An 18,227-nucleotide genomic window follows, 5' to 3' on the forward strand; every position below is an offset into this window, starting at 1 on the left:
CCCGTGAAGTCGCCCGTGCAGCCCTTATTGGCCGCATGCGAACGAGCATTCTACCCGGAAACGATGGTGAGGAAAGTGGTGGAGTTCCACGATGCTGGCACAGCGCTGTAACGGGGGCTTTTTTACAATAAGGGCTTTTTCGACAACTTCAACCCGCGTGGGTCAAGATTCATGTGGATAGCGGCTCTCCAGCCCTGCGCGGGCGATCTGTTAAGATGCGCGGATCGTCTTTGCAGGTGTCATCATGGCCTACCGCCCCTCTCCCGCCCGCGCGCCCGGCACGCTGTTGCGCGAGGCCCGTCCGCTCAAGGCACTGTTCAACCAGGCGCAGCGCCTGGCGCAGTTGCAGCGTCTGGTGGAAAGCCAGTTGCAGCCGGCTGCGCGGGAGCATTGCCGGGTGGCGACCTGGCGCGAAGGTACCCTGACGCTGGTGGTCACCGACGGGCATTGGGCAACACGCCTGCGCTACCAGCAGAAGCGCCTGCAACGCCAGTTGCAGCAACTGGACGCCTTCGTGAACCTGAACCGGATCCTGTTCAAGGTGCAGCCGGTGGCTACTACTCCGCGCCCGCCCAGCCACGTCATCGATATCTCGGACAAGTCGGCGGAAACCATCCAGGCCACGGCGCAGGGGATCAGTGATCCGAACCTGCGTGCGGCGCTGGAGCGCCTGGCGAGCCATCGCAAGAGCAATAAAGACAACTCCTGAGGTGCTGCCGATGGCCTCATCGCTGGCAAGCCAGCTCCCACAGGGTCTGAGTACCCTGTGGGAGCTGGCTTGCCAGCGATAGGGCCCGACCTGGCAACATCATTTCCCAAGCCCACAGGGTCCGGTGTTGACAGGCAAATAAAAAAAGGCCGCCCGAGGGCGGCCTTCAAACTAGAGAGAGTATTCGAGCTTATACAGCGGCAACCGGACGCATGTAGGAGATCGGTGCGGTGCTGGCGTCTTCGAAAGTCACGACTTCCCACGCATCGGTTTCTTCGATCAGCTTGCGCAGCAGCTGGTTGTTCAGCGCGTGACCGGACTTGAAGCCGCGGAACTCGCCGATCAGGCTGTTGCCCAGCAGGTAGAGGTCGCCGATGGCGTCGAGGATCTTGTGCTTGACGAATTCGTCTTCATAGCGAAGGCCGTCCTCGTTCAATACACCGTCCTTGTCAACCACGATGGCGTTCTCGACGCTGCCGCCGAGGGCGAGGTTGTGCTTGCGAAGGTACTCGATGTCGCTCATGAACCCGAAGGTACGGGCGCGGCTGACTTCCTTCACGAACGAGGTGCTGGAAAAGTCGACGCTTGCGCTTTGGGTACGGTTGCGGAACACCGGGTGGTCGAAATCGATCTCGAAACTCACCTTGAACCCGTCGAAAGGCAGGAAAGTGGCGCGCTTGTCGCCGTCTTGCACTGTCACTTCACGCAGGATGCGGATGAATTTCTTCGGCGCGTCCTGTTCTTCCAGGCCGGCGGATTGAATCAGGAATACGAAGGGGCCTGCGCTACCGTCCATGATCGGGACTTCGGAGGCGGAGAGCTCGACGTAGGCGTTATCGATGCCCAGGCCAGCCATGGCCGAGAGCAGGTGCTCAACCGTGTCTACCTTGGTATCGCCGTTGACCAGCGTGGTCGACATGGTGGTCTCGCCGACATTTTCCGCACGGGCAGGGATATGCACCACGGGATCGAGGTCGGCTCGGCAAAATACGATGCCGGTATCCACAGGCGCAGGTTTCAGGGTCAGGTATACCTTTTCCCCGGAGTGCAGGCCGACACCTGTGGCACGGATGATATTTTTCAGGGTGCGTTGTTTAATCATGGCATTGGCCGCTTCAGCACAGATTGCGAACTGGTATCAACAAAGGCTGGGGATGATAACAGACCCAACCTTTGCTGAACACCAATCACCCTAATACCCCTGATAAATTCCATCAATCGGCCTGACGACGCAGGAATGCCGGGATGTCCAGGTAATCCAGGTCGTCCTGAGGATTGAGCTTGGCAGCCGCTGCCGCGCCAGCGTGGGTCTGGTTGCGCATCACGGTCGGACGCTCCAGGTCACGGTAGTTGACCGCAGGCTGCTCGTTGCGCACGGGTGCCGGAGCCGGGGTGGAAACCTGGGCAGCCGCGCTTTGCAGGGTGTTGTCGATGACCTTCACAGGCTTCTCGATCTTGGCACCCAGGCCGGTAGCGACCACGGTGACGTGCAGCTCGTCGCGCATATCCGGATCGATCACGGTGCCGACCTTGACCATCGCGTGGTCGGAGGCGAACGCCTCGATGATGCTGCCCACGTCGGAGTATTCACCCAGCGACAGGTCCGGACCGGCAGTGATGTTGACCAGGATGCCGCGGGCGCCCTGCAGGTTGACGTCTTCGAGCAGCGGGTTGCGGATCGCCGCCTCGGTGGCTTCACGCGCACGGTTCGGACCGCTGGCACAGCCGGTACCCATCATCGCCATGCCCATTTCGCTCATCACGGTACGCACGTCGGCGAAGTCGACGTTGATCATGCCCGGACGCTTGATGATGTCGGAGATACCGCGCACGGCACCGGCCAGAACGTCGTCCGCCTTGGCGAAGGCCGACAGCAGGCTGGCGTCCTTGCCGAGGATGGTCAGCAGTTTTTCGTTGGGAATGGTGATCAGCGAGTCGACGCTGTCAGCCAGCGAGCGGATGCCTTCATCGGCGATCTGCATGCGCTTGCGGCCTTCGAACGGGAACGGACGGGTCACCACCGCAACGGTGAGGATGCCCAGTTCCTTGGCCACTTCGGCGATGATCGGCGCAGCACCGGTACCGGTACCACCACCCATGCCGGTAGTGATGAAGACCATGTTGGTGCCCTGCAGCACCTCGGCGATACGCTCGCGGTCCTCCAGTGCGGCCTGGCGGCCGATTTCCGGATTGGCACCCGCGCCCAGGCCCTTGGTGACACCGGTACCCAGTTGCAGAATGGTGCGCGCACCGATGTTTTTCAGGGCCTGAGCATCGGTGTTGGCGCAGATGAATTCGACGCCTTCGATGTTGCTCTTGACCATGTGGTTGACGGCGTTGCCACCGCCGCCACCGACGCCGATCACTTTGATGACCGGACTTTGCGGGACGTTGTCTACGAGCTCGAACATTTTCCCTCTCCTTTCAGTTCTCTAGTTTTTTGCGCCTACCACTACTGCTTTTGAAACTTAGAAGTTTCCCTGGACCCAACGCTTGAAGCGCTCAAGCACCGGGGCCTTCGGTTCATCGCCATAGCTGTCGTTTCTGATACCTGGCACTGGCACGCCGTCGGACTGTTTCTGCAGGCCATAGGTCAGCAGGCCAACGCCAGTGGAATAGATCGGGTTGCGAACCACGTCGCTCAGCCCCCGAACGCTGTGTGGTACGCCGAGGCGTACCGGCATATGGAAGATTTCCTCGGCCAGTTCGACCGCGCCTTCCATCTTCGAGGTACCACCGGTCAGGACGATGCCCGCTGGTACCAGGTCCTCGTAACCGCTGCGGCGCAGCTCAGCCTGGATCAAGGTGAACAGCTCGTCGTAGCGCGGCTCGACCACTTCGGCCAGGGCCTGGCGCGACAGCTCGCGCGGCGGACGGTCGCCGACGCTCGGCACCTTGATGGTTTCGCCGGCACCGGCCAGCTTGGCCAGGGCGCAGGCGTAGCGGATCTTGATTTCCTCGGCGTACTGGGTCGGCGTACGCAGGGCCATGGCAATGTCGTTGGTCACCTGGTCGCCGGCGATCGGGATCACCGCGGTATGACGGATCGCGCCTTCGGTGAAGATGGCGATGTCGGTGGTGCCGCCGCCGATATCCACCAGGCACACGCCCAGCTCTTTCTCGTCGTCGGTGAGCACCGAGTAGGCCGAAGCCAGTTGCTCGAGGATGATGTCGTCGATTTCCAGGCCGCAGCGGCGCACGCACTTCTCGATGTTCTGCGCCGCGTTGACTGCGCAGGTCACCACATGGACCTTGGCTTCCAGACGCACGCCGGACATGCCCAGCGGCTCGCGCACGCCTTCCTGGTTATCGATCACGTAATCCTGCGGCAGGGTATGCAGCACGCGCTGGTCGGCGGGGATAGCCACGGCCTGGGCCGCGTCCAGTACCCGTTCCAGGTCCGCAGTGCTGACTTCGCGATCGCGGATCGCCACGATGCCGTGGGAGTTCAGGCTGCGGATGTGATTGCCGGCCACGCCGACGAAGGCCGAGTGGATCCGGCAGCCAGCCATCAGCTGCGCCTCTTCGACGGCGCGCTGGATCGACTGCACGGTGGACTCGATATTGACCACCACGCCTTTTTTCAACCCGCGCGATGGATGGGTGCCGATACCGACGATCTCCAGGGTGCCGTCGGCGGCGACTTCGCCTACCAGTGCAACCACCTTGGACGTGCCGATATCCAGCCCGACGATCATTTTGCCGCTATGCGCATTTGCCATGGGTCCTGCCTCTCTCTAATTCTTCGCCACGGCGGGTTGGGCCGCGGGCTGTGCAATCGGTTCCCGCCAGCCAACGGCAAGGCCGTTGGCGTAACGCAGATCGATGCGGGCGATGTTCGTGATCTGTTCTTTGAGCGTCTTGTTGTAGATGGCAATGAAACGGCGCATTTTTTCCACCAGGTGGTCGCGCCCCAGCAGCAGTTCGATACCCGGGCCAGCGCTGCCGGCGCCGGTGGTGAGGAACCAGCTGCCCCGCTCGCGCAGCTCCAGGCGAGCGATCGAGAAACCCAGGGGGCGCAACATTTGGTTGAGAACCTGATATTGCTGCATCACTTGTTGCTGAGCGCGCTGCGGCCCGAAAAGCTGCGGCAGGTGCTCGTAGTTCGCCAGCTCGCGCGGGGTGAAGGCCTGGCCCTGGTTGTTGAGCAAGGCGTCCTCGCCCCAGCGCGCCACTGGCAACTGTTCTTCCAGGCGAATAACCACTTCGTCTGGCCATACCCGACGTACTTCGGCATGGGCGATCCAGGGCATCTGCTCCAGTTCGGTACGCATGCTCGCCAGGTCGACGGTGAAGAAACTCGCCGCGACATAAGGGGCAATACGCTGCTGCACCGCCTGCTGGCTGATGTAGCTGAGGTCGCCCTGCACGGCGATCTTGGTGATCGGCCGGTCGGCATAGGGCATCAGGCGCTGCGCGCCTTCGTAGGCGCCAAAGCCCGCGACGACCAGCAGCACGGGCCACAGCAGCTTCTTGAAGATGCTGAAGTTCGGCTTGGGCAGGCGCGCCGACAGTGGCTCCTTGGCCACCATCCGGCTGGCACCACGCGGCACCGGCTTGTTACGGCCGGGGGCGGGTTGCTGATGACGTAACATCGCGCCTTGCATGGGCTTAACCTCGCGCCTCGACACTGGCCGCCAGGATCGCCAGCACCAACTGCTGGAAATCGAGGCCGGCCGCACGTGCCGCCATGGGCACCAGGCTGTGGTCGGTCATGCCTGGTGCGGTGTTGACTTCAAGCAGCCAGAAGCGGCCCTGCTCGTCCTGCATTACATCCACGCGGCCCCAGCCAGCAATGCCGATGGCGTCGCAGGCGCGGGCGGTGAGGTCGATCAATTCCTGTTCCTTGGCTGCATCCAGGCCACACGGGATCCGGTATTGGGTATCGGAAGCCAGGTACTTGGCGTCGTAGTCGTAGAACGAATGCGGGGTGCCCAGGGCGATCGGCGGCAGGACCTGGTCACGCAGCACCGCCACAGTGAACTCCGGACCCTGGATCCACTGCTCGACCAGGACTTGCGAATCGTAGTTGGCGGCGTCTTTCCAGGCCGCGATCAATTCCGCGACGCTGGACACTTTGGCCATACCGATACTGGAACCTTCATGGGCCGGTTTGACGATCAACGGGAAGCCCAGTTCCGCGCCTGCGCAAATACAGTCGGCTTCACTGGCCAGCACGGCATGGCGCGGGGTCGGGATGCCCAGGCTCTGCCACACCTGCTTGGTACGCAACTTGTCCATGGCCAGGGCCGAGGCGAGGATGCCGCTGCCGGTGTAGGGAATGCCCAGGCACTCCAGCAGGCCCTGCATGCTGCCATCTTCGCCGCCACGGCCGTGGAGGATGATGAAGGCGCGGTCGATCTTCTCGCTCTGCAGGCGGGCCAGCAGGTCGTCACCGACATCGATGGCAACCACGTCGACTCCGGCGCCTTGCAGCGCGTCGATCACCGCGGCACCGGACTTCAGCGAGACTTCGCGCTCGGCGCTCTTGCCGCCGTAGAGCACGGCGACACGGCCGAAATCTTTCGGGGCGATCGTGGAATGCAGCTTGGCGTAGGCTTCGGCAGTCATTTCGCTTTCTCCTGACTGGCACCCGCACCAGCGAACAACGGACTCTTCAACAGTTGTGGCGCGAGGCCACCGATATCACCGGCGCCCTGGCACAGCAGGATGTCGCCGGCACGCAGCAATGGCTTGACCAGAGGCGCCAGTTCGATGCCGCGTTCGATGTAGATCGGATCGAGCTGACCGCGCTGGCGAATGCTGTGGCACAGCTGACGACTGTCGGCGCCCGGGATCGGCTCTTCGCCCGCCGGGTAGACTTCCATCAACAGCAGCACATTGGCGTCGGCCAGGACCTGGACGAAATCGTCGTAGAGGTCACGGGTACGGCTGTAGCGGTGCGGCTGGTAGACCATGACCAGGCGACGCTCCGGCCAGCCACCGCGCACGGCCTTGATTACCGCGGCAACCTCGGTCGGGTGATGACCATAGTCGTCCACCAGCATCACGCTGCCGCCTTCCACCGGCAGTTCGCCGTAGACCTGGAAGCGTCGGCCAACGCCCTGGAAACCGGAAAGACCCTGGACGATGGCCTCGTCGCTGATGCCCTCGTCGGTGGCGATGGCGATGGTCGCCAGGGCGTTGAGCACGTTGTGGTTACCCGGCATGTTCACCGACACGTCCAGCGGCGCACGGTCACGGCGCAGCACGGTGAAGTGGGTCTGCATGCCCGACTGGCGTACGTTGATCGCGCGCACGTCGGCTTCTTCGCTGAAGCCGTAGGTCACTGCCGGGCGCTTGACCAGCGGCAGGATCTCGCGAACCACCGGGTCGTCCAGGCAGACCACGGCCAGGCCGTAGAACGGCAGGTTGTGCAGGAACTCGACGAAGGTTTTCTTCAGCTTGTTGAAGTCGCCTTCGTAGGTGGCCATATGGTCGGCGTCGATATTGGTGACCACCGCGACCAATGGCTGCAGATGCAGGAAACTGGCATCGCTCTCGTCGGCTTCGGCGATCAGGTAGCGGCTGGTACCGAGCTGGGCATTGGTACCTGCAGCGTTCAGGCGGCCACCGATGACGAAGGTAGGATCCAGGCCGCCTGCGGCGAAGACCGAGGCCAGCAGGCTGGTGGTGGTGGTCTTGCCATGGGTACCGGCGACGGCGATGCCATGGCGGTAGCGCATCAGCTCGGCCAGCATCTCGGCACGCGGCACCACCGGAATGCGCCGCTCCAGGGCGGTGGCAACTTCCGGGTTGGCCGTGTTGATGGCGCTGGACACCACCAGCACGTCGGCGCTGGCGGCGTTTTCGGCACGGTGGCCGATGAAGATCTCGGCCCCGAAGGACTTCAAGCGCTCGGTAACGGGCGACTCCTTGAGGTCGGAACCGGACACCTGGTAGCCCAGGTTCAGCAGTACTTCGGCGATCCCGCACATGCCCACGCCGCCGATACCGACGAAGTGGATGCGACGGATACGGCGCATTTCAGGCTGGGGCATGGCTTTCTGGTTCTCAACCATGGGCCACCTCCAGGCAGATATCGACCACGGTGCGGGTTGCAGCGGGCTTGGCCAGGCGTCGTGCGGTGGCGGCCATGGTGTCGAGTTTTTCCGGTTGCATCAGCACCTCGTTCAGGCGTTCAGCGAGCTGCGCTGCGCCAGTTGTCGCTTGCGGCATCAAGAAGGCGGCGCCTTCGCGTGCCAGATAATGGGCGTTGTGGGTCTGGTGGTCGTCGATGGCATGGGGCAAGGGCACCAGCAACGACGGCAGTCCCGCGGCGGCCAGTTCGCTGACGGTCAGCGCGCCGGCACGGCATACCACCAGGTCGGCCCAGCCATAGGCCTGGGCCATGTCCTTGATGAACGGCTCTACCTGAGCCTCGACCCCCGCCTCGCGATAACGCTGAGCGGTGATCTGGTCATGATTCTTTCCGGCCTGGTGGAACACCTCGGGCCGCAGGCTTTCCGGCACCAGGGCCAGGGCCTGGGGCAGCAGCTTGTTCAGCGGTTCGGCGCCCAGGCTGCCGCCCAGTACCAGCAGGCGCGCCCGACGTCCCGGCAGGGCCTGGCGCACAGGCTCCAGGAACAGCTCGGCACGTACCGGGTTACCGGTGGTGCGGCGCTTGGCACTGGCCCCGAAGGTGTCCGGGAAGGCTTCGCAGACCCGTCCAGCCAATGGCACCAGCAGGCGGTTGGCGGTACCGGCACGGGCATTCTGCTCGTGGATCACCACCGGCACGCCGCACAGCCTGGCGGCCACGCCGCCTGGACCGGTGACATAGCCACCGAAACCGACCACGCAGACCGGATTGACCTGACGGATGATCCGCCGCGCCTGGAACACCGCCTTGACCAAGGTGAACGGCGCCTTGAGCAGTGACAGCTTGCTCTTGCCACGCAGCCCGGTGACATTGATCAGGTGCAGTTGCAGGCCGGCCTGCGGTACCAGTTCATTCTCGATACCCCGTGGCGTTCCCAGCCAATGCACGGTGAAACCGCGCGCCTGGAATTCCCGGGCGCAGGCCAGCGCCGGGAATACATGGCCGCCGGTTCCGCCGGCCATGATCAATACGTTCTTGCCGTCAGCGGCCATGATGGGTCGGCTCCTCGGCAAAATCGTTTTCGTCGAATTCGTGTTCCTCGCTGCCCAGGTGAGTACGGCTCTCCCATTCGATGCGCAGGAGCAACCCGACGCAGGCACAGCAGATCACCAGCGAGCTGCCACCGTAGCTGAGGAACGGCAGGGTCAGGCCCTTGGTCGGCAGCAGGCCGACGTTCACTCCGATGTTGATCAGGAACTGGCCGATCCACAGGAAGGCCAGGCCAAAGGCCACGTAGGCGGCGAAGAACTGCTTGGCCTTTTCTGCCCACAGGCCGATGTACAGCGCGCGCACGGTGACGAAGACGAACAGGGCAACGGTCAGCAGCGAGCCGACCACGCCCAGCTCTTCGGCAAGCACCGAGAACACGAAGTCGGTATGCGCCTCGGGCAGGTAGAACTGCTTCTGCACGCTGTTGCCCAGGCCGACGCCGAACCACTCGCCACGGCCGAAAGCAATCAGCGCCTGGGTCAGCTGGTAGCCGGAACCGAACTGGTCGGCCCAGGGGTCGGTGAAGGTGATCAGGCGGGCCATCCGGTACGGCTGGGCCTGGACCAGCACGAACACCGCGCCCACCGCCAGCACCACCATCAGGCCGAAGCGGAACAACCCCACGCCGCCGAGGAACAGCATCGCCGCCGCCGAGCCCATCATCACTACCGTGGCGCCGAAGTCCGGCTCCATCAGCAACAGGCCGGCCATGGGCAGGAGGACGATGAACGGCTTGAAGAAGCCCATCCAGCTTTCCCGCACTTCCTGCTGCCGCCGTACCAGATAGCCGGCGAGGTAGACGACCACGAAGACCTTGGCGATCTCCGAAGGCTGGACGTTGAAGAAGCTGAAGCCGATCCAGCGCATCGAACCGTTCACTTCACGCCCGATACCCGGGATCAGCACCGCCACCAGCAGGCCGAAGGCACCGATCAGCATCAGGAAGCCCATGCGCTGCCAGGTGGAGATCGGCACCATCATGGTGACGATGCAGGCACCTACGCCGAGGCCGACGTAAATCAGGTGGCGGAACATGTGGTAGAGCGGATTGCCCGACTGCGCCGCCGCGACTTCCGAGGACGCCGAGGTAATCATCACCAGGCCCAGACCGAGCAACGCCAGGCAACCGACCAGGAACGGGAAGTCCAGGTCGATGCCACGGCCGCTGATCAGCGGCGACGGATAGGGCTTGATGGCGCCGAAGATCATGCCAGTTCTCCTGCGGCCTGGGCGAACAGGCGCCCACGCTCCTCGAAGTTCTTGAACATGTCGAGGCTGGCGCAAGCCGGGGACAGCAGCACGGCGTCGCCGGACCGGGCCAGTTCGGCAGCTTTTTGCACAGCGTCCTCGAGGGTCTTGACCCGAACCAGCGGCACGCTGTCGCCAAGGGCATCGGCCAGCAGCTCGGCATCGCGGCCGAGCAGGACCACCGCACGGCAATGTTCGCCGACCGGCGCACGCAGGGCGGAGAAGTCAGCGCCCTTGCCGTCGCCGCCGGCGATCAGTACCAGCTTGCCGCCGATATCGGCACCCAGGCCTTCGATGGCGGCCAGCGCCGCACCAACGTTGGTGGCCTTGGAGTCGTCGTAGTAATTGACGCCGTTCAGCTCACGGACCCACTGGCAACGATGGGCCAGGCCGGCGAAGCTGCGCAGGCTTTCCAGCATGGCCTCGAACGGCAGGCCGACGGCATGCCCGAGGGCCAGCGCGGCAAGGGCGTTGGACTGGTTGTGCGCACCGCGGATCTTCAGTTCGCGAACCGGCATCAGGTTGCGGAATTCGAAGGCCAGGTATTTCTCGCCGTTTTCTTCGCGCAGGCCGAAGGCCTTGAAGTCAGGCGTGTTCAGGCCGAAGGTCCAGCAGGGCTGGCCTTCCACCGGCAGCGGACGGCTCAGGGCGTCCTGACGGTTGACCACGACCTGGCGGGCGCCACGGAAGATCCGGTGCTTGGCCAGGTGGTAGGCCGGCAGGCCGCTGTAGCGGTCCATGTGGTCTTCGCTGACATTGAGCACGGTGGCCACTTCGGCGTTGAGCTGGTCGGTGGTTTCCAGTTGGAAGCTCGACAGTTCCAGCACGTACAGCTCGACGTCGTCACCGAGCAGGTCAAGGGCCGGAGTGCCGAGATTGCCACCCACCGCCACGCGCTTGCCCGCCGCTGCGGCCATCTCGCCGACCAGGGTGGTCACGGTGCTCTTGGCGTTGGAACCGCTGATGGCCACGATTGGCGCCTTCGCGTTACGCGCGAACAGCTCGATATCGCCGGAGAGCTTGACGCCACGGGCGGCAGCCTGCTGCAGGGCCGGGGTGGCCAGGGCCAGCCCGGGGCTCACGTACAGCTCGTCGGCGCGGCAGAGGAAGTCCACGTCCAGCTCACCGCAGCGCACTTCGACCTGCGGATAGTCGCGACGCAGGGTCGCCAGCTCCGGCGGGTTCTCGCGCGTGTCGGCGACCGCAAACGCAATGCCCCGGTTCGCCAGGAAGCGAACCAGGGACATGCCGCTCTTGCCGAGGCCGACAACGATGCGGAAGTGGTCAGTTGCGATCAAGGACACGCGTTCTACCTCAGTTTCAGGGTTGCCAGGCCGATCAACACGAGAATCACGGTGATGATCCAGAAGCGGACGATCACGCGCGGCTCGGGCCAGCCCTTGAGTTCAAAGTGGTGATGGATCGGCGCCATGCGGAATACGCGCTTGCCGGTCAGCTTGAACGACGCGACCTGGATGACCACCGACAGGGTCTCCATGACGAACACGCCGCCCATGATGAACAGGACGATTTCCTGGCGAACGATGACGGCGATGGTGCCCAGCGCGGCGCCCAGTGCCAGGGCACCGACGTCGCCCATGAAGACCTGGGCCGGATAGGTGTTGAACCAGAGGAAACCGAGGCCGGCGCCGATCAGCGCGCCGCAGAACACGATCAGCTCGCCTGCGCCCGGAACGTAGGGAATCAGCAGGTATTCGGCGAATTTCACGTTGCCCGACAGGTAGCAGAAGATGCCCAGGGCACCGCCTACCAGCACGGTCGGCAGGATCGCCAGGCCATCGAGGCCGTCGGTCAGGTTGACCGCGTTGCTCGAGCCGACGATGACGAAATAGGTCAGCACGACGAAACCGACGCCCAGGGGAATGGTGACGTCCTTAAGCATCGGCACGATCAGGGTGGTTTCGACGCTGGTCGGTGCGGTCATATAAAGGAAGATCGCCGCGCCCAGGCCGAATACCGACTGCCAGAAATACTTCCAGCGGCTCGGCAGGCCGCGGGAGTTCTTCTCGATCACCTTGCGGTAGTCGTCGACCCAGCCGATGGCGCCGAACAGCATGGTGACGATCAGCACCACCCACACGTAACGGTTGCTCAGGTCGGCCCAGAGCAGGGTGCTCACGCCGATGGCGGAAAGGATCAGCGCCCCGCCCATGGTCGGGGTACCGGACTTGGACAGGTGCGATTGCGGGCCGTCGTTACGCACGGCCTGGCCGATCTGGCGGATCTGCAGGGTACGGATCATCCACGGGCCCAGCCACAGGGCCAGCGACAACGCGGTCAGTACGCCCAGGATCCCGCGCAGGGTCAGGTACTGGAAGACCGCGAAGCCCTTGTAGAACTGTTGCAGATACTCGGCCAACAGCAGCAGCATTAATGTTTCTCCCCGCTGGAATCGCACAGGGCCGCCACGACGTTTTCCATCGCAGCGCTGCGCGAACCCTTGATCAAAATAGTGGTGTTGACGGCCTGCTCGCCGCGAACGGCAGCGATCAGGTCAGCTTGATTGGTGAAATGGCGGGCATTCTGGCCAAAGGCCTTGACCGCATGGGCCATCATCGGACCTACGGCATACAGCGCCGAAACCTTGCCCCTGGCGTAGTCCCCGACCTCGCGGTGGCCCTCTTCGGCCCACTGGCCCAACTCACCGATATCCCCGAGCACCAGGACGGTGCGACCGGAAAAGCCGGCGAGTATATCAATGGCCGCGCACACGGAGGTCGGGTTTGCGTTGTAGGTGTCGTCGATCACGCGGATGCCGCTGGGCGCGACCTGCGCGACGCCGCGGCCCTTGACCGGTTGCACGGTGTTCAGGCCCTCGGCGATGCCCTCCAGCGCGACACCGAAGCTCTGCGCGGCAGCGGCGGCGGCCAGGGCGTTGGCGATGTTGTGGGTGCCCAGCAGGTTGAGCTGGATCGCCACCTGGCCTTGCGGCGCGTGCAGGATGAACGACGGGCAACCGCGTTCATCCTGGGCAATATCGCTGGCGTAGAATTCGGCGGCGCTGCTGGTCAGGGCGAAGGTCAGCACGGCGTGTTTCCCGGCGCGCTGTTTCCATATGCCAAAGGCCTTGTCGTCCAGGTTCAATACCGCGACACCACCCTCCTCCAATCCTTCGAGGATCTCGCCCTTGGCTTCGACAATCTTCTCCGGCCCGCCGAACTCGCCGACATGAGCCGTGCCCGCGTTGTTGATCAGCACCACCTGAGGCCGGGTCAGGCCGACGGTGTAGCGAATCTCGCCAACGTGGTTGGCGCCCAGCTCGATGACGGCGGCGCTGTGTTCAGGGCCGAGCTCGAGCAGGGTCAAGGGGGCGCCGAGATCGTTGTTCAGGTTGCCCCGGGTCATCAGCACCGGGCCCCGGGTACCAAGGATGCTGGCAAGCATTTCCTTGACCGTGGTCTTGCCGCTGGAGCCGGTGATCGCTGCTACCGGATGCTTGAAGGCGCGACGATTCAGCGCGCCGAGCCGCCCCAGGGCCAGACGGGTATCCGCCACCAGCAGTTGCGGCAGGCTGGAACCCGGAACCTCACGCTCCACCAGCGCCGCAACGGCGCCCTTGGCCGCTACTTCGTCGAGGTAGTCGTGGCCGTCGAAACGCGGCCCGGCCAAAGCGATGAACAATTGCCCCGGCGCGATCTTGCGGCTGTCGATGCTGACCCCGTCGAAACGCGCATCGGCGCCCAGCAGGCGCCCTTGCAACGGTTCGGTCAACTGGCTCAGGGACAGGGGTTCAAGCATGAGAGGCCTCCCAGACTGCAAGCGCCTTTTCGGCTTCAACAAGATCGGAAAAATCGTGACGTTTGCCGTTGATTTCCTGGTAGTCCTCGTGGCCTTTGCCAGCCAGGACGATGACGTCGTCGACGCCGGCAGCGGCGATCACACGAGCGATCGCCTCACCACGGCCGGCGATGAACTCCGCGGCATCCGCCTTGGAGAAGCCAGGACGAATATCGTCGAAGATGGCCTGAGGATCTTCGCTACGCGGGTTGTCGTCGGTGACCACCACCTGATCGGCCAGGCGTTCGGCCAGTTCCGCCATCAGTGGGCGCTTGCCGCGATCACGGTCACCGCCGCAGCCGAACAGACAGGTCAACTGGCCACGGGCATGCGGGCGCAGGGCTTCGAGGACCTTTTCCAGGGCATCCGGGGTGTGGGCATAATCGACCACCACCAACGGCTTGCTGCCGCCGCCGAGGCGCTGCATACGGCCGACAGGGCCTTCGAGCTCCGCGGTGACCTTCAGAATTTCATCCAGCGGATGATCCATCGCCAACAGGGTGCCGACCGCCGCCAGCATATTGCTAAGGTTGAAGCGACCGAGCAGACGGCTGCGCAGCATGTGCTCGCCTTGCGGCGTTACCAACACGGCGCGCACGCCATCATCGTCGAAGCTGGCTTCGCGGCAATAAAGGGTGGCTGCCGGGTCTTTCAGGCTGTAGCTGATCAGCCGCGACTCGCGCGCTTCGGCGGCCAGTTCGCGACCGAAATCGTCATCCAGATTGACCACCCGGCAACGCAGGTTCGGCCAGGCGAACAGCTTCGCCTTGGCTGCCTTGTAGGCTTCCATGCTGCCGTGATAATCGAGATGATCGCGGGACAGGTTGGTCATCACCACGATATCGAAAGCCAGTGCGGCGACCCGCCCTTGCTCCAGTGCATGGGACGACACTTCCATGGCGACGGCACGCGCGCCGGCCTTCTTCAGGTCATTAAGGGTCGATTGCACGGCGAGCGGATCGGGCGTGGTCAGGCGGCCACTTTGCAGCGCACCGTAGAAGCCGGTACCTAGGGTGCCGATCAGGCCGCAACGCTGGCCCAGCAGGTCGAGGGCCTGGGCGACCAGTTGGGTCACGCTGGTCTTGCCGTTGGTGCCGGTAACGCCTACCAGTTCGAGCAGACGGCTAGGTTCGCCATAGAAGCGTCCGGCGATATCCGACAATTGCGCGACCAGGCCCTTGACCGGAATCAACGGCGCATCGGTGATCGGCAATACCTTGGCACCCTGCACTTCATAGGCAACCGCCGCCGCGCCGCGCTTGAGCGCATCGGCAATATGGTCGCGGCCATCGACCTTGGCACCCGGCACAGCCAGGAACAAGTCGCCGGGGCGGACATTGCGGCTGTCCAGGGTCAGTTCGCGAATCAGCGGATCGCTACTGGCATTGGCGAACAGTTTACTCAATGGCATCGTCATCAACCGCGCCCTCCTTTGGCGGGCGCAGCGGCATCGGCCTGCTGCGTGGCAACCGGCAGATTATCCGGCGGCACGTTCATCAGGCGCAGGGTGCCCGACATGACCTTGCTGAACACCGGCGCGGAAACCAGGCCACCGAAGTAACCGCCCTTGCTCGGTTCGTCGATCACCACGACGATGGCATAGCGTGGATCGCTCATCGGCCCGAAACCGGCGAACAACGAGCGGTAGGCATTTTCGGTGTAGCCCTTGGAACCGATGGTGGCCTTGCGCGCGGTACCCGACTTGCCAGCGACATGATACGAAGGCACCTGCGCGCGGAATACGCCACGCGGCGCCTCGATCACCTGCTGCAACATCTGCTGGATGGTTTCCGCGGTTTCCTTCGGCACCACCTGGGTCGATTCCGGCGCCTTGTCCACCTTGAGAATGCTCAACGGCACCATCTTGCCGTCATTGGCCAGCGCGGCGTAGGCATGCACCAGTTGCAGCGCGGTAACAGACACACCGTAGCCGTAGGAAAGCGTCGCGGTTTCCGCCTTGCGCCACTCGCGGTGGTTCGGCAGGTTGCCGACGCGTTCGCCCGGGAAGCCAAGGCCGGTGTATTGGCCCAGGCCCAACTGCGACATCACCCGGTAGATGGCCTCGCCACCGATATCGAAGGCGATCTTCGACATGCCGACGTTACTGGAGTTGATCAGGATGCCGGTCAGGTCGAGGATCGGGCCCTCGGTCTTGGAAACGTCACGAATGGTGTAGCGGCCCAGTTGCAGGGTGCCGGGATAGACCTCGACCTTGTCGGTCGGTTTCCAGCGACCACTCTGCAGCGCGGCACTCATGGACAGCGGCTTGACCGTCGAACCTGGCTCGAACACATCGATGATCGCCCGGTTGCGCATCGCCGCCGGGAACATGCTGCGACGATTGTTCGGGTTGTAGGTGGGCTGGTTGACCATGGCCAGGACTTCGCCGGTCTTCACATCCATGATCACCAGGCTGCCGGCCTTCGCTTCCTGCTCGGCGATGGCGTTGCGCAGTTCGCGGGTGGCCAGGTATTGCAGGCGCAGGTCAATCGACAACGCCAAGGTCTTCCCTGCCTTGGCGTTCTTGGTGACCTGGACATCCTTGATCAAGCGGCCGCGTCGGTCCTTTATCACCTGGCGCTTGCCGGGCACGCCAGCCAGCCACTCGTCGTAGGCAAGCTCCACGCCCTCGCGACCGTGGTCGTCGAGGTCGGTGAAGCCGACCATATGCGCGGCCACATCGCCGGCAGGATAGAAACGGCGGAATTCCTCGATGCCATAGACACCAGGAACCTTCAGGTCGAGAACCGCCTGCCCCTGCTCGGGAGTCAGGCCGCGGACCAAGTAGATGAACTCCTTGTTCGCCTGTTGCTCCAGACGTTCGGTGAGTTGCTTGGGGTTCTGCCCGAGCGCTGTTGCCAATGCTCCCCAACGCTCCTTGGAGCCCTGCATTTCCTTGGGGTTGGCCCACAACGTGGTGACCGGCGTACTGACGGCCAGGGGCTCGCCGTTGCGGTCGGTGATCAGGCCGCGGTGTGCAGGAATGGGGATATGCCGCATGCTGCGTGCATCGCCCTGGCTTTTCAGGAAGTCGCGATCGACCACCTGCAGATCGATGATCTGCCAGGTAATGGCGCCGACCATCAAGGCGAGCAAGCCCAGCACCACCCGGAAGCGCCAGGGGTACAAGGCGCCTTCGAGCTTCATCATGGCGCCACCATCCGCACTTCGTCAGCCGCGGGGATGCGCATCTTCAACTGCTCGCTGGCGAGGTTTTCGATACGGCTATGGGCGGTCCAGGTGCTCTGCTCAAGAATCAGCCGGCCCCACTCGGCCTGGGCCTTGTCGCGCTCGTTGAGCTCGCCGTAAAGCGTATTGAGCAATTGCCGGTTCCAATGGGCGCTGTAGGACACCGCGACCGAGGATACGAGCACGCCGATAAACAGCAGAAGCATCAGGAAGCTTCCGCCTGGCAGGGGTTTGGCATAGAGCCTGCTCACCGAAGCTTCTCCGCCACACGCATGACCGCGCTGCGCGACCGCGGGTTGGCCTTGAGTTCGGCATCGGACGCGAACTGCGCCTTGCCGATCAGCTTGATCTTCGGCTCGAATGGCTTGTGCTGTACTGGCAGGTTGCGCGGCAGGTTGTCCTGCTCGCCCTTGGCCAGCTTGCGCATGAAGAGCTTGACGATGCGGTCTTCGAGGGAGTGGAAGCTGATCACCGCGAGGCGACCACCGACTTCCAGCGCATCCAGGGCCGCGTCGAGGCCAGCCTCGAGGTCGCCCAGTTCGTTGTTGACGTGGATGCGCAGGCCCTGGAATGCACGGGTCGCCGGGTTCTTGCCTTTTTCCCAGGCAGGGTTGGCGACCTTGAGCACTTCGGCCAGATCGGAGGTTCGAGTGAACGGCTGCTCCTCGCGGCGCAGGACCACGGCACGGGCCATGCGCTTGGCGAAGCGCTCTTCGCCATACTCCTTGAATACGCGGGCGATCTCCTCCTCGGGAGCCGTCGCGATGAATTCGGCGGCGCTGACACCACGGGACGGATCCATGCGCATGTCCAGCGGGCCGTCATTGAGGAAGCTGAAGCCGCGCTCAGGGTCGTCCAGCTGCGGCGAGGACACGCCGAGGTCGAACAGCACGCCGCTGACCTTGCCGGCCAGCCCGCGCTCGGCCACTTCGGAACCCAGCTCGGCAAAACTGCGCTGCACAATGACAAAGCGGCCGTCTTCGGCCGCCAGCGCTTGCCCGGTGGCAATCGCTTGAGGATCCTTGTCGAACCCCAGGAGGCGGCCATCCGGTCCAAGCTTTTGCAGTATGAGTCGGCTGTGCCCGCCGCGACCGAACGTGCCATCCAGATAGCAGCCATCCGCGCGCACGGACAGAGCCTCGACGGCTTCGTCCAGAAGTACGGTGATGTGGTTAAAGCCGCTATCGATAG

General features: G+C 63.8%; 16 protein-coding genes. 1 reads left to right on the forward strand and 15 read right to left on the reverse strand.

Features of this window, described 5'->3' with window-relative positions:
- The first annotated feature begins 244 nt into the window (after window positions 1-244).
- Window positions 245-709: a DciA family protein gene (locus tag N7650_RS10625; RefSeq protein ID WP_064302460.1), complete on the forward strand. Its 465-nt coding sequence runs from the start codon at window positions 245-247 to the stop codon at window positions 707-709.
- A 190-nt stretch (window positions 710-899) separates the two neighbouring features.
- On the opposite strand, the gene lpxC is transcribed toward N7650_RS10625, so the two are convergent.
- From lpxC to rsmH, 15 genes are all read right to left on the reverse strand, one after another.
- Window positions 900-1,811, reverse strand: a complete 912-nt coding sequence (gene lpxC, locus N7650_RS10630) for a UDP-3-O-acyl-N-acetylglucosamine deacetylase (RefSeq protein ID WP_009396681.1) — start codon at window positions 1,809-1,811, stop codon at window positions 900-902.
- A gap of 112 nt (window positions 1,812-1,923) precedes the next feature.
- Window positions 1,924-3,120 (reverse strand): cell division protein FtsZ, encoded by a 1,197-nt coding sequence (gene ftsZ, locus N7650_RS10635; RefSeq protein ID WP_009396678.1) that lies wholly within the window; start codon window positions 3,118-3,120, stop codon window positions 1,924-1,926.
- A 57-nt stretch (window positions 3,121-3,177) separates the two neighbouring features.
- A complete protein-coding gene (gene ftsA / locus N7650_RS10640; RefSeq protein WP_009396676.1) occupies window positions 3,178-4,431 on the reverse strand; it encodes a cell division protein FtsA in 1,254 nt (417 codons plus the stop codon).
- Window positions 4,432-4,446: 15 nt separating this feature from the next.
- Window positions 4,447-5,316, reverse strand: coding sequence for a cell division protein FtsQ/DivIB (locus N7650_RS10645; RefSeq protein WP_009396675.1), 870 nt, complete (start codon window positions 5,314-5,316; stop codon window positions 4,447-4,449).
- Between the two features lie 4 nt (window positions 5,317-5,320).
- Window positions 5,321-6,280, reverse strand: coding sequence for a D-alanine--D-alanine ligase (locus N7650_RS10650; RefSeq protein ID WP_279898129.1), 960 nt, complete (start codon window positions 6,278-6,280; stop codon window positions 5,321-5,323).
- Entirely contained in the window at window positions 6,277-7,731 is a 1,455-nt protein-coding gene (murC, locus tag N7650_RS10655; RefSeq protein ID WP_009396673.1) for a UDP-N-acetylmuramate--L-alanine ligase, read from the reverse strand. The genes N7650_RS10650 and murC overlap by 4 nt, the downstream gene beginning before the upstream one ends.
- On the reverse strand, window positions 7,724-8,803 hold the full coding sequence (gene murG / locus N7650_RS10660) for an undecaprenyldiphospho-muramoylpentapeptide beta-N-acetylglucosaminyltransferase (protein WP_009396672.1): 1,080 nt from the start codon (window positions 8,801-8,803) through the stop codon (window positions 7,724-7,726). Before murG ends, murC begins: the two co-directional genes overlap by 8 nt.
- The gene (gene ftsW, locus N7650_RS10665) at window positions 8,793-10,007 is read right to left on the reverse strand and encodes a putative lipid II flippase FtsW (protein ID WP_170394673.1); all 1,215 of its coding nucleotides are present in this window, start codon (window positions 10,005-10,007) and stop codon (window positions 8,793-8,795) included. Before ftsW ends, murG begins: the two co-directional genes overlap by 11 nt.
- Window positions 10,007-11,353 carry a UDP-N-acetylmuramoyl-L-alanine--D-glutamate ligase gene (gene murD, locus N7650_RS10670; protein ID WP_279898130.1) on the reverse strand — a complete coding sequence of 449 codons (1,347 nt, stop codon included), beginning with the start codon at window positions 11,351-11,353 and terminating at the stop codon, window positions 10,007-10,009. Before murD ends, ftsW begins: the two co-directional genes overlap by 1 nt.
- A 5-nt stretch (window positions 11,354-11,358) precedes the next feature.
- The gene (mraY, locus tag N7650_RS10675) at window positions 11,359-12,441 is read right to left on the reverse strand and encodes a phospho-N-acetylmuramoyl-pentapeptide-transferase (RefSeq protein ID WP_009396666.1); all 1,083 of its coding nucleotides are present in this window, start codon (window positions 12,439-12,441) and stop codon (window positions 11,359-11,361) included.
- Window positions 12,441-13,808, reverse strand: coding sequence for a UDP-N-acetylmuramoyl-tripeptide--D-alanyl-D-alanine ligase (murF, locus tag N7650_RS10680; protein WP_279898131.1), 1,368 nt, complete (start codon window positions 13,806-13,808; stop codon window positions 12,441-12,443). The genes mraY and murF overlap by 1 nt, the downstream gene beginning before the upstream one ends.
- On the reverse strand, window positions 13,801-15,267 hold the full coding sequence (locus N7650_RS10685) for a UDP-N-acetylmuramoyl-L-alanyl-D-glutamate--2,6-diaminopimelate ligase (protein WP_240160362.1): 1,467 nt from the start codon (window positions 15,265-15,267) through the stop codon (window positions 13,801-13,803). The genes murF and N7650_RS10685 overlap by 8 nt, the downstream gene beginning before the upstream one ends.
- A complete protein-coding gene (locus N7650_RS10690) occupies window positions 15,264-16,994 on the reverse strand; it encodes a penicillin-binding protein 2 (protein ID WP_009396660.1) in 1,731 nt (576 codons plus the stop codon). Before N7650_RS10690 ends, N7650_RS10685 begins: the two co-directional genes overlap by 4 nt.
- Window positions 16,994-17,287, reverse strand: coding sequence for a cell division protein FtsL (gene ftsL / locus N7650_RS10695; protein ID WP_009396658.1), 294 nt, complete (start codon window positions 17,285-17,287; stop codon window positions 16,994-16,996). Before ftsL ends, N7650_RS10690 begins: the two co-directional genes overlap by 1 nt.
- A complete protein-coding gene (gene rsmH / locus N7650_RS10700; protein ID WP_170394670.1) occupies window positions 17,284-18,225 on the reverse strand; it encodes a 16S rRNA (cytosine(1402)-N(4))-methyltransferase RsmH in 942 nt (313 codons plus the stop codon). Before rsmH ends, ftsL begins: the two co-directional genes overlap by 4 nt.
- Between the last annotated feature and the right edge of the window lie 2 nt (window positions 18,226-18,227).

The organism is Pseudomonas sp. GD04058 (assembly GCF_029836855.1).
Classification (GTDB): Bacteria; Pseudomonadota; Gammaproteobacteria; order Pseudomonadales; family Pseudomonadaceae; genus Aquipseudomonas; species Aquipseudomonas bharatica.